Source organism: Mastigocoleus sp. MO_188.B34 (assembly GCF_030065675.1).
Taxonomy (GTDB): domain Bacteria; phylum Cyanobacteriota; class Cyanobacteriia; order Cyanobacteriales; family Nostocaceae; genus Mastigocoleus.
The window spans coordinates 1-11,051 of record NZ_JASJDK010000189.1 but is presented as its reverse complement, the minus strand read 5'-3'; the positions used below and the strand labels follow the sequence as shown (position 1 = coordinate 11,051).

8 protein-coding genes and 1 pseudogene are annotated in these 11,051 nt (G+C 38.1%); 7 read left to right on the top strand and 2 right to left on the bottom strand.

The annotated features are described in order from the left end of the window. The 5 genes from QNJ50_RS27150 to QNJ50_RS27130 form a co-directional block, all read left to right on the top strand. Window positions 1–348: F0F1 ATP synthase subunit B' (locus QNJ50_RS27150; RefSeq protein WP_300641884.1), on the top strand; the 348-nt coding region annotated here is incomplete at its 5' end. Between the two features lie 397 nt (window positions 349–745). Further along, window positions 746–1,300 (top strand): F0F1 ATP synthase subunit B, encoded by a 555-nt coding sequence (locus QNJ50_RS27145; protein ID WP_300641881.1) that lies wholly within the window; start codon window positions 746–748, stop codon window positions 1,298–1,300. A gap of 2 nt (window positions 1,301–1,302) precedes the next feature. After that, window positions 1,303–1,851, top strand: coding sequence for an ATP synthase F1 subunit delta (gene atpH / locus QNJ50_RS27140; protein WP_300641878.1), 549 nt, complete (start codon window positions 1,303–1,305; stop codon window positions 1,849–1,851). Between the two features lie 288 nt (window positions 1,852–2,139). Beyond that, window positions 2,140–3,660: a F0F1 ATP synthase subunit alpha gene (gene atpA, locus QNJ50_RS27135; RefSeq protein ID WP_300641875.1), complete on the top strand. Its 1,521-nt coding sequence runs from the start codon at window positions 2,140–2,142 to the stop codon at window positions 3,658–3,660. A 252-nt stretch (window positions 3,661–3,912) separates the two neighbouring features. Further along, window positions 3,913–4,860 (top strand): F0F1 ATP synthase subunit gamma, encoded by a 948-nt coding sequence (locus QNJ50_RS27130; protein ID WP_300641872.1) that lies wholly within the window; start codon window positions 3,913–3,915, stop codon window positions 4,858–4,860. Window positions 4,861–5,822: 962 nt separating this feature from the next. On the opposite strand, the gene QNJ50_RS27125 is transcribed toward QNJ50_RS27130, so the two are convergent. Together QNJ50_RS27125 and QNJ50_RS27120 are read right to left on the bottom strand one after the other, a co-directional pair. Continuing rightward, window positions 5,823–6,557, bottom strand: coding sequence for a glutamine amidotransferase (locus QNJ50_RS27125; RefSeq protein WP_300641870.1), 735 nt, complete (start codon window positions 6,555–6,557; stop codon window positions 5,823–5,825). Window positions 6,558–6,795: 238 nt separating this feature from the next. After that, window positions 6,796–7,500, bottom strand: coding sequence for a diiron oxygenase (locus QNJ50_RS27120; protein WP_300641867.1), 705 nt, complete (start codon window positions 7,498–7,500; stop codon window positions 6,796–6,798). Between the two features lie 485 nt (window positions 7,501–7,985). On the opposite strand from QNJ50_RS27120, the pseudogene QNJ50_RS27115 reads away from it, so the two are divergent. Continuing rightward, window positions 7,986–8,915: pseudogene (locus tag QNJ50_RS27115) on the top strand (glycosyltransferase family 2 protein); the annotation flags it as partial. A gap of 62 nt (window positions 8,916–8,977) precedes the next feature. Further along, window positions 8,978–10,741, top strand: coding sequence for a hypothetical protein (locus QNJ50_RS27110; protein ID WP_300641864.1), 1,764 nt, complete (start codon window positions 8,978–8,980; stop codon window positions 10,739–10,741). The last annotated feature ends 310 nt before the right edge of the window (window positions 10,742–11,051 follow it).

Here is an 11,051-nt window from a genome sequence, read left to right as displayed (position 1 = left end):
CCGCTGACCAAAGCACTTGATGACCGGGATAACTACATCCGTACAAATAAAGTTGATGCTGACGAACGCTTAGCGAAAGCGAAAAGAGTGATCCAGGATTATGAGACTCAGTTAGCTGAATCTCGCAAACAGTCACAAGCTTTAATCTTAGCAGCTCGCGAAGAAGGTCAGAAAGTTTATGCTGAGAAAATTGCAGAAGCTCAAAAAGAAGCTGCTGCAAAACGAGAGCAAGCATCTCGGGAAATAGAACAGCAAAAACAAGAAGCCTTCAATACTCTACAGCAACAGGTAGACGAGTTAAGTCGGCAGATTAAGATCAAACTATTAGGACCAGATCTTGTCGGATAGTTGAGAGAATACTCGATTCGATTGCTCCGTGCAACCCTTTGGGGTTACGTGCAACCCTTTGGGGTTACGCCAGGTGGTACTTCCAAAGACAAGATGGTTAGAATAGTTCCCTCATGTCTGATTTATTAATGTCTCTATGGCAAGGGGTAATTTTGAGTTATAGCATAATTGAGAATTCAGGAGACAAGAAGACAGGATCCAGGAGTGGAATTTGTTTTAATAATGACTTTCAGCTTTTGACCTGTACCTTACTTATTCCCAATCCGCTATATAAATTAACTTATTAATTAATCTATTAATTAAGCAGTTGATTAATTACCCCAATTCAGTGTCTAATTAAGCACTGTTATCTCCACAGCGGAGAAACTAACCTACTAGTAATCGAATAACGCAACAGATGGTTACAATCGGGAGTTTGTTTTTATTAGCGGCAGAAGCAAGCGCCGCTCACTCCGAAGTTGCAGAAGGTGGTTTCGGTCTGAACTTCGATATTTTAGAAACCAATCTGATTAACTTAGGGCTTCTGATTGGGATACTGGTTTATTTTGGGCGTCCACTTTTAAGCAATATCCTTTCAGAACGGCGTTCAAGTATTGAAGCTATTATTCAGGAAGCAGAGCAACGTGCAAAAGAAGCAGCTGCTGAGCTTGCTGATGCGCAAGAAAAGTTAACCCAAGCACAAGCAGAAGCCCAAAATATTCTCAAAACAGCACAAACAAGCGCTGCTGCTGCTAAGCAAGCAATTTTGGAACGTTCCGATGAAGATGTGAAGAAGTTAAAAGAAGCTGCAGCAGCCGATCTAAATTCAGAAAGAGAAAAAGCGATCGCGCAACTGCGAGCCTCCGTCGTCGCTTCAGCCTTAGAAAAAGTTGAATCGGAACTTCAGTCAGGAGTTGCTGATGATGCTCAGCAGACATTAATTGACCGCAGTATTGCGCTCATAGGAGGTTAGACATGAAAAGCAAAGCAGAACTAGCTGAAGTAGTCCAACCTTATTCTGAAGCATTAATGTCGGTTGCAAAATCAAATAACCAAACAGAAGAATTTGGTAATTATGTGCGTTCCTTGCTCGGTCTATTCAAAGAGAGCAAGGAATTAACTAACTTTTTTGCTAATCCTTTCGTTACTGCTGAAGACAAAAAAGCAGTCATTAATAGAATATTGGGCGAAGATACCAACAATTATTTTCGCAATTTTCTGATGCTTTTGGTAGATAGAGGACGGATTATTCTACTCGAAGGTGTTTGTCAACAGTACTTGTCAATGCTTCGGGAAATGAATCAAACCGTATTAGCAGAAGTTACTTCTGCAGTACCTTTGACTGATGAGCAGCAACAATCAATCAAAGATAAAGTCAAAGGCATGACTAATGCCCGGGAAGTGGAACTAGAAACCAGCATCAATAGTGAGATCATTGGTGGTGTCATCATCAAAGTTGGTTCTCAAGTAATTGATGCAAGTTTGCGGGGACAGCTACGCCGTCTATCTTTAGCGCTGAAATAATGCGCTTAAATAGTACCGTGAAAAGTGCCGTGAAAAAATTAGGACTCGGGAGCTAAGGGTTAGGGCTTGGGAGTTAGGAGTTATGAATTATAAATCAGATTAACTCATACCTCATAACTCTTAAATCACAACTTTAAGTCATAACGACGGTTGAGAAGGGGGACTTAGCACTAGGCGCTGCTAAAAACAGCATATTTGCTTATCATCAATAACTCTTAATTGCTTAAATCTCAACTCTTAGCTCCTTGCTTTTAACTTTTTATCTATTGAAAACAAAGAAGAAAGAAAATGTCTATCAGCATTAGACCAGACGAAATCAGCAGCATTATTCAGCAGCAAATCGAACAATACGACCAAGACGTTAAGGTTCAAAACGTCGGTACCGTACTCCAAGTGGGTGACGGTATTGCTCGGATCTATGGTCTGGATAAGGTCATGGCGGGCGAATTGTTGGAATTTGAAGATGGTACTATTGGTATCGCTCTAAACTTGGAAGAAGACAACGTGGGTGCGGTACTCATGGGTTCTGGTCTGAATATCCAAGAAGGTAGCTCAGTTACTGCTACTACTAAAATTGCTCAGATTGGTGTTGGTGACAGTTTAGTAGGACGGGTTGTAGATGCCTTAGGTGTTGCAATTGATGGTAAAGGCGACCTTAAAACTACAGAAACTCGTTTGATTGAATCTCCGGCTCCCGGTATTGTAGCACGACGTTCCGTGCACGAACCAATGCAGACTGGGATTACAGCGATCGACTCTATGATTCCCATTGGTCGTGGTCAACGGGAATTAATTATTGGTGACCGTCAAACTGGTAAAACTGCAATTGCCATTGACACCATTATTAACCAAAAAGAAGAAGATGTAATCTGCGTTTACGTTGCGATCGGTCAAAAAGCTTCAACGGTTGCTAACGTAGTTCAAACCTTACAAGACAAGGGTGCAATGGACTACACCGTAGTTGTTGCAGCTAATGCGAGTGACCCCGCTCCTCTCCAATGGTTAGCACCTTACACCGGAGCTTCAATTGCTGAGTACTTCATGTACAACGGTAAAGCAACCTTAATTATTTATGACGATCTTACCAAGCAAGCTCAGGCATATCGTCAAATGTCCTTGCTATTGCGTCGTCCACCCGGTCGTGAAGCTTATCCTGGAGACGTTTTCTACATTCACTCTCGCTTACTAGAACGTGCGGCTAAACTCAGTGATGAGTTGGGTAAAGGTAGCATGACTGCTCTACCAATCATTGAAACCCAAGCCGGTGACGTATCTGCTTACATTCCTACCAATGTAATTTCTATTACCGACGGTCAAATATTCCTATCTGCGGACTTATTTAACGGTGGTGTTCGTCCTGCGGTTAACCCTGGTATTTCTGTATCCCGTGTGGGTTCAGCGGCTCAAACCAAAGCAATGAAAAAAGTTGCTGGTAAACTAAAGCTAGAACTAGCACAGTTTGACGACTTGCAAGCATTCGCGCAATTTGCTTCTGATTTGGATCAAGCAACTCAAAACCAACTCGCACGCGGTAGCCGTTTGCGGGAATTATTGAAGCAACCCCAAAACTCTCCTCTATCTGTGTACGAGCAAGTTGCTGTTCTCTACGCTGGACTTAATGGTTATTTAGATGAAATTCCAGTAGAAAAAATCGTTGACTTTGCTCAAGGATTGCGGGATTACTTGAACACTAACAAGACTGAGTACAAGCAAGGTATTCAAAGTACCAAAGTCTTGGGTGAAAACGAAGAAAAAGTTTTGAAAGAAGCAATTACTGAATACAAGAAAACCTTCTTAGCAACAGTTTAGGAAAGAATTCAGGAGTCGTAGAGACGTAGCATGCTACGTCTTCTGTACAAAAGTCAGTAGTCAGGAGTCAGGAATAAAAATTTCTTTTCTCTTGATTTCTGAATTCTGTTAGCGCATTTCATGCATCTGAGTTGTTCCTCTGTATAAACAAGAAGGTTACACCATAAATTCTCCTGACTTCTGTATTCTGGCTCCTGTCTTCTGCTATAGATCTTAAACTTTGTATTCCGTATTCTGTATTCTTAAAAAATTATGGCAAATCTAAAAGCAATACGCGATCGCATTAAGTCGGTCAAAAACACCAGAAAAATTACAGAAGCGATGCGATTGGTAGCTGCTGCTAGGGTACGTCGCGCCCAAGAGCAAGTAACTTCAACCCGTCCTTTTGCAGATCGTTTAGCACAGGTGCTTTACGGTTTACAAACACGTTTAGCATTTGAGGATGTAAACTTACCGCTATTAAAACAAAGGGAAATTAAATCTGTTGGTCTATTGGTAATTACTGGTGACAGGGGTTTATGTGGTGGTTATAATACCAACGTCATCAAACGCGCTGAAAATCGTGCCAAAGAATTGCAAGCCGCTGGTATAAGTTACAAATATGTGCTTGTTGGACGTAAAGCTACCCAATATTTTCAACGTCGCGAACAACCAATTGATGCGAACTACACTGGTTTAGAGCAAATTCCCACAGCAAAGGAAGCTTCTCAGATTGCTGACGAACTATTATCTTTATTTTTGTCAGAAAGTGTAGATCGCATAGAGTTAATTTACACCAGGTTCGTCTCATTAGTTAGCTCTCGTCCTGTGGTACAAACCTTGTTACCCCTAGACGTTCAAGGTTTAGAAACATCAGATGACGAAATTTTCCGTCTCACTACTCGGGGTGGACAATTTGAAGTGGAAAGGGAAAAAGTTACCACTCAAATTCGTGCTTTACCTCGGGATATGATTTTTGAACAAAATCCAGTGCAGATTTTGGATTCTTTACTACCACTATATTTAAGTAACCAATTATTACGAGCATTGCAAGAATCTGCAGCTAGTGAATTAGCAGCGCGGATGACAGCAATGAGTAATGCGAGTGATAACGCCAGTGAATTAATTGGTACTTTAACATTGTCGTATAACAAAGCGCGACAAGCTGCAATTACCCAAGAGATTCTTGAGGTTGTTGGTGGTGCGGAAGCATTGAATTAGAATTGAAAAATTTTAATGTTACTTTTTCAATAGCCGATTGCTAATTTTTGAGTTAGCGATCGGCTATTTTGTTTTTGATCGCGATTTGTATTTTCAATCCCTGATAGGGATTTTAGGAATGTGGATTAAATAAAGTAGAAAAGTAGTGGACTGACACAGCTAAAATAGTGCATTAGCAAAATCCAAAAATCATTAATTGAAATAAATTTTAGGACAAATCTATTGCATCATTTTAGGCGTGTCAGTCCAGTAGGGTGCTGTTAGCATCGCGTAACGCACCATTCCAAATTTCAGAATTATAGGTTAATTAAATTCTCATTCCTTAGTAAGTTTCAACTTGATCGCGACATTAGTCAGTCCAGTATCCTAGTTTCAATCCCTAATAGGGATTTTAGTAAGTTTCAACGCTCTCTGCCAATAAGGTTTAATTTTTACAAAATGTTTCAATACCTAATAGGGATTTTAGTAAGTTTCAACTGCTCGCTGTGGAACCCTTGATATATTTGATTTGATTTTCAAGGTACATTTGCGCAAACCTCATCCAAAATACTGTTTTAGGCGAAGAGATGCCAAGAGTAGAAGTCAACAAAATTGCTAAAATCCTTATACAACAATACTTTCAAAAGTTGCGCCAACCTGTTTGAAGTTAAAAATCGCTCAAACTCAGATACAGTAAACATTTCAGCCGCTAAATCTAGCAATTGATTTCCTTTGAACGTGTGAGTTTTTTCCCCGACGTTCCCGAACATGAAGCGATCGCTGATATTTATTTACCGTTAATTAACCCTTAAGGTAATTTAATAAAGTGTAAATATATTAATGACTTACCCACAGCGCTATATCGTCAGAAGTACCAACACAAACTGACCTTGGAAATAAAATCCAAAGCCAGATTGTTATTATTCATGCCGTTAAATATTAAATTTTTGTGTCAGTTGATGCAGATTAACCCGAACTTGTGATTACGCTACAGAATTAAGCATACCCTGTTTACTTTCCACCTTTAGTAACCATTCGTGCCACAATTTACGTGCTTTATTTTCTAAGATGCAGCCATAAGTAGCAGTATCTCTACGTAAATTTGAAATAGTAACGTCAGCAGTAGAACCAATTTCGCAAGCATGACCAATCCACCAACGCTCTAAACCACGGGTTGTAACTTCTGGGTGAAACTGTAGAGCTAAAGCAGCTTTTCCGAAAGAAAATGCTTGATTTTGATATTGGGAGCTAGAAGCTAAGTGGGTCGCTCCAACAGGTAAGTCAAAAGTATCACCATGCCAGTGTAGTACAGCAGCATAATCAGTAGCAAGATGAACTAATGGTGAATCTTTACCTGCTTGACTCAATTCAATCGGAGACCAACCAATTTCCTTGGTATGACTGGGATAGACCTTAGCACCAAGAGCACGAGCCATAAGTTGAGCGCCCAAACAAATACCTATGGTGGGTAAATCTGCATCTAAACGAAGTTTTAATAGACGGAGTTCATCTGTAATAAAAGAATAATCTTGCTCATCATAAGCACCAATTGGACCTCCAAGAATTACCAGTAGATCTGTTTTCAGGACATCAATGTCAACGATATTATCGGAACCAGCTTCTACATATTTAATTGCATAGTTGTGCTCTTCGAGAACATCTCCTAAGCTACCGAGGTCTTCAAAAGCAATATGTCTGATGATAGTGGCGTTTTTCATGATTTTTATTACAAAGTACTACTAGGAAAAATGTGGGATTAAAGATAACAGGCTATAAATAAGGTTTAAACAACTCGAATAAAACAATAGAAGCTTCTTGGTTTTGCTTCTCTCAAACTCTCGGGGAAGTTGGAAGATTCGTATAAATCGTAATACATGCTAATTAATCTAAGATTGAGGTTATTTGAGGATATTAGCTATCAATAATCCCGATGGAATATTCTAATATTTAGTTTGACTAAATTAATTCCCTATCTGCAAAGAATTGCTCGATGATTGGTAGGGAAAAGACACCAGCAGACTCAAACATTTTCAAAGTGGGTTTTGCAGCTTGTTTGACCTCTTGTGCTATTTTTGCAGGTACATAAACTTCTTCCAAAATTCCTTCTGCATCTTTAGCATTGAAGCCCATCGATCTGAGTACGCTGTATTCAAATTGACGATCGGGACCTAGAAAAGCCCAAACAAATTGTGGCAATATTTGACCCATTTCCTCTTGCTCATAGGCTGTGAGATTGTTCCACAATAATGGGAATAATTTACGGAAATAAGCACTGTGTAAAGCTTCATCAGCAGGATGGTCGCCAATTACATCTCGAACGACATCTGCAACGGCAGGGTCATTTGGTACGTTATTAAGAATCTTAGTGACTAAAGTCTCGGAAATAGTGACAAAAAATAATCTCATCAAATTTGGAGACAAGCGAGTTTGATTTTCTAGAATAATTCTTTCTAAAGTTCGGTCAAATTGGGGACGACCAACTACAGAACGATTAAGTTCAAAAGATTCTTGTACTTGTTTTGAGAATAGTTCTACAAATAAAGCATGACCTCCCTCATCACAATAAATTTTGAGAGCATCATGTTTCTGTTCGATATTCATGGAAATCGGTGCTTGTCCCTGAGCTAATAAGCTGCAAAATGGAAAATAAACTCCATCCACGATATAAAACACCCTTTATCCATTATCAAGCAGATAAACAAGTCTTAAGCTCGATGTAGCTATAGCGTTTCCTAGGCAACTGAGGTACACCTAAATCTTTCATGTCAAAGTAAAGGGCTTTAAAATGTACCTAACTAGATTGGGAATTGCTATAAAACAAGAAATAATACTTGTTTAAGGTTAAATCACCGTCTCTAATTTCTGTAACAAAACCTATAGCACTAACAATCTACAAAGTTACGGCTTTGATGACAACTTGATTACGTGTAAATACTATTGCTTCCGTGTTTTGCAGTAGTTACAACTAGTTTAAAAGAACTTTTACAACTAAAGTTATTTATTGCTTTATAAGTAGAGCTTAATATTTTTATAAAATAAGAGAGAAATATATATGGAAGCAGCAGAAAAAAAAGTCAAATCTTCATCAGTAAGAATACTTAAAAAAAAAATATAATGCAGTAGACTCCGTAGAAGTTTCTGTAGTAGTTCCTCTTTATAATGAAGAGCCGAATATCGACTATCTATTTGAGCGACTCGAATCAGTATTAGAACTTCTAAACACTACTTATGAGATCGTTTGTGTCAATGATGGCTCTAAAGACAATACTTTCAAAGCTTTAGTTAGGCATCATAATCGTAATTCAGCAATTAAACCAATCAATTTATCCCGTAATTTTGGTAAAGAAATTGCTCTTACAGCTGCTATTGACTATGCTACTGGTGCTGCTGTCGTTCCTATTGATGCCGACCTGCAAGATCCTCCAGAATTAATTGAGCAGCTACTTGTGAAATGGCGTGAAGGTTATGATATTGTCTATGCAACTCGGCGATCGCGTCAGGGAGAAAGTTGGTTCAAACGCTTGACAGCTGATGTTTTCTACCGAACGATTGGTAAGATGAGTCGCGTACCCATCCCCAGAAACACTGGAGACTTTCGTTTACTAGACAGGCGTGCAGTAGAAGCTCTCAAGCAAATGCCAGAGCGGACGCGCTTTATGAAAGGGTTATTTACCTGGGTTGGTTTTAAACAAACATCCATACTCTTTGATCGCGAACCCCGTTTTAAAGGTCAAACGACTTTTAACTACTGGAAACTCTGGAACTTTGCCCTTGATGGGATTATTTCATTTAGTTTTCTTCCCTTAAAAATTTGGAGTTATATTGGTCTGACTATATCCCTAATTTCATTGTTTTATGCCAGCTTTTTAATCATTCGGACTCTGATATTTGGTATAGATGTACCTGGTTATGCATCCTTAATGGTGACCGTACTATTTTTGGGGGGTGTTCAGCTGCTAACGCTGGGTATTATTGGGGAATATCTTGGGCGTGTCTACGAAGAAGTCAAGGGACGTCCACTATATTTTGTACGAGAATCCTATGGTTTTGATGAGAGAACGGAGATGGAAGAATAATTAATATCAAATTTTCCATAATAGAAAATATTTCACACAGTCTCTTAATCAAAATTTAGACCATGTCTTATAATTCATCTGAACTGTACCATGCACATTCAAATCCTTCTTTCCCCTTACATAATTTTGTAATTGAAGCTGGGTTTATTATCCTTTTAGGTTTAGTAGCTGTAGCTATTACCGGAAAAATGATTAGTGATGGAGTGATTTTTGAATCACATGACATTCTGATTCACATAACTTGGTTACAGCATTTTTCGAAGCAACTGTCTGAAGGTATTTGGTATCCTCGATGGTTAGCTGGGACTAATTATGGGTATGGTAGCCCCACTTTTGTTTTCTATCCTCCTCTGGTTTATTACATTGGTTCAGCCCTTAAAACAATTGGTTTAAATACTGAGCAAACAATTACTACTCTCTTTGCATTAGCAGTTTTTTGCTCGGGTTTAAATTTCTATATTTATGGTAGAAATCGATGGGGAATAGTTGCTTCTTACATCGGAGCTTTAGCTTACATGACTGCTCCTTATGTGTCATTTAATATATATATTAGAGGCGCTTTATCAGAAACATGGTCTTTAGTATGGATTCCTCTAATATTATTATTGACTGATAAAGCTATTTATAAAGCAAAATGGAGAGTAGGACTTGCAATTTGTTTTGCTTTTTTAGCTGTAACCCATTTACCTAATTTATTACTGTGTACTATTTGTTGGGGAGTATACATGTTATTTTATTTACCAAAACAACCCTGGAAAAATGTAATTTTCACAGTAGGTTCTGCATTCGTTGGTTTTGGCATAGTATCCTTTTATTTACTACCAGTAATTATAGATAAACCCTTGGTCAACCTTAATTTCATGAGAGATGTTATGGGTGGATTCAAAGAAAATCTTATTATATGGCAAGGAACGAATAATACTACTGGACATATACAATCTTTTTTTAAATATGGAATTTTAACCATCATTCCTTTATCTGCAATAGCATTTTATTCTCACAGTAAAAATATTAGTTATCAGAAAAAAATTTGCTATTGGCTATTTTTTCTGATCGGTTTATCATTCTTTATGAGTTACCTTTCTGAACCTGTTTGGCGAGTCAGTAAAACACTACAAATGGTTCAGTTTCCTTGGAGAATAATGGGTCTTTTCTCATTTGGGATGGCTGCGATGTTTGCCCTAGCAGTAAGTGGAGTGATGAGAAAAAGTTTGTGCCAAAGAATGTTTATGTTATTAATAATTTTTAGTATTTGGTTTTGGAACGCGAAGTATTCTTATCAATTGTCTTTATCTTTACCAGGTCTTCGTGAACCAGGTAATATTACTGCTGCTAGGGCTGAAGAACATTGGAAAGCTACTGTTTTTGATCGCGTTCAAACAGCACTACACGATCCTTATACAAATAAATTAAAAGATACTAAAGAATATCTACCTTTACTAAATAATGGAAATCCAGCTTCTGCTCCTACAATTGATCAGGCCTCAGTTTCTGTGAAGAGTGGTAAAGCCTCAATTAAGATTAATCAATGGGGTAGCTACAACAGAATTTTCGACGTTACAGCGGACAAAATATCAACAATCAAAGTACGAACATATTACTATCCAGCTTGGCGTTTATACGTAAATAAAAAATCTCATCCAATCGATGTATCTGATGATGGAACGATTGAATTGAAATTAGATATAGGCTCCTATGTAGTGGAACTGCGTTATCAGTGGGAGCAAGCTTTTATTGTAGGTATAGTACTAAGTATTTTAAGTATTGCCATACTAGTTTTGTACTGGATAAAAAGTCAAATATTCTCGATATCAATTTATTTATAAAGTGCGTGAAATGTTGAGACAAGTATAATAAATATGAAATCTCTAAACATAAAGATATTAGTAATAATTTTAGTCGCTGCTTTACTAAGATTAACTTTCCTTAACGTAGTACCAAACTGATCATTCCATTGGGAAATATCGTATTATTCCTATTTCAGACTTGAAGAAACTCGATAGCAGTTGCTTATTTATCGTTATACCTGAGAAAGTCGAAGAAATTGAAATAGGACTTACGCAACTGGCATATTTTTCCTGTAGGGTGTGTGACGCTGTGAAAATATCTGAACGTAAGAATCAGACTTATAGCGTC

What these genes read in the sequence shown, in the direction of transcription:
- atpA (WP_300641875.1), top strand. Translation starts at nt 2,140, where the DNA reads ATGTCTATCAGCATTAGACCAGACGAAATCAGCAGCATTATTCAGCAG.
- atpH (WP_300641878.1), top strand. Translation starts at nt 1,303, where the DNA reads ATGAAAAGCAAAGCAGAACTAGCTGAAGTAGTCCAACCTTATTCTGAA.
- QNJ50_RS27110 (WP_300641864.1), top strand. Translation starts at nt 8,978, where the DNA reads ATGTCTTATAATTCATCTGAACTGTACCATGCACATTCAAATCCTTCT.
- QNJ50_RS27145 (WP_300641881.1), top strand. Translation starts at nt 746, where the DNA reads ATGGTTACAATCGGGAGTTTGTTTTTATTAGCGGCAGAAGCAAGCGCC.
- QNJ50_RS27130 (WP_300641872.1), top strand. Translation starts at nt 3,913, where the DNA reads ATGGCAAATCTAAAAGCAATACGCGATCGCATTAAGTCGGTCAAAAAC.
- QNJ50_RS27125 (WP_300641870.1), bottom strand. Translation starts at nt 6,557, where the DNA reads ATGAAAAACGCCACTATCATCAGACATATTGCTTTTGAAGACCTCGGT.